At 41.4% G+C, this 959-nt stretch carries 2 protein-coding genes; one reads left to right on the plus strand and one right to left on the minus strand.

Annotated features, from left to right (window positions below; translation table 11 throughout):
- The first annotated feature begins 159 nt into the window (after positions 1-159).
- Entirely contained in the window at positions 160-288 is a 129-nt protein-coding gene (locus CIK04_RS35985) for a DUF3265 domain-containing protein (RefSeq protein ID WP_080722320.1), read from the plus strand.
- Positions 289-662: 374 nt separating this feature from the next.
- On the opposite strand, the gene CIK04_RS31865 is transcribed toward CIK04_RS35985, so the two are convergent.
- Positions 663-959: transposase (locus tag CIK04_RS31865; RefSeq protein ID WP_142995062.1), on the minus strand; the 297-nt coding region annotated here is incomplete at its 5' end.

Genomic DNA, 959 nt, shown 5'->3' on the forward strand with positions numbered 1-959 from the left:
ATGCTGCAGGGTGGGCCCACAGCGAAGGGATCTTAGAAAAGTTAGTGATGTCACAAATGTATATTTTGATATCAGTATTTTCGTTGTTTATTCCACTTTTGTTTATTGCTTTGACAATTACTCATACCTTTGCTTACTCTGAAGTGAAAAAGCGCGAACATAACRAGGCGTTTAAGYGGGATTCATGCCGCGTGGCATTTTTGGTATGCGGTTGGTTTTGGTGGTGAAAGTGGTCTGCGGAAGGTTGGTTTAGGCGGCATTCACCCCTTAACGCGGCGTTATGCTTAATCAMGTAAAATCAGTGGTTTATGGTTTTTCTTTGYTCCCTCRGCTTTTCAGTTYGGTGTTTGTCGGCAAGTTGGCTGTTTTGAGCGCTGTTTTTCGGACATCAATTCTTTGGCGCTGAAAATTCTGAGTGTTGCCTCATTCTATTTTCGGGCAAGCGCGAGGTTAGTGCGGCTGGCTCAATCAGAAATCCATTTTTGGTTTTTAAACTCCAAGCCAGTTTTGCCAAAATCCGAAGTCTGATTATTAAAACTATGATTCATTTCGGTTTTCTAATTTTTGGCTTTTGTTTCTGAATCAAAGTCGAGTTAATCTTGTTTCCAGAAAAACGTAACCCATTGAAGCTTAAGCATAACAAACGAGTATGGCGTCAATAGTTAATTTTTCGCCATATTTTCATTCCACATAGTTCCGTCTCTTAGCATTGAATTCAGGATCACAACCATCTTTCTAACACAGGCAATGATGGCTACTTTTTTGGGTTTTCCTGCTTCCAGTAATCGCTGATATGTGGTCTTAAAAACAGGGTTAGATTGCATTGCAGACATCATCGCCATATACAGGACTGTACGCACCTGAGCGCGCCCACCTTGGATAATTCGTTTGCCTTTATGGCGGCCACTTTCTCTATTCATGGGAGCAACACCTATTAGAGAAGCCGCTTGTTTATTGTT

It is taken from the genome of Vibrio sp. 03_296, assembly GCF_002265885.1.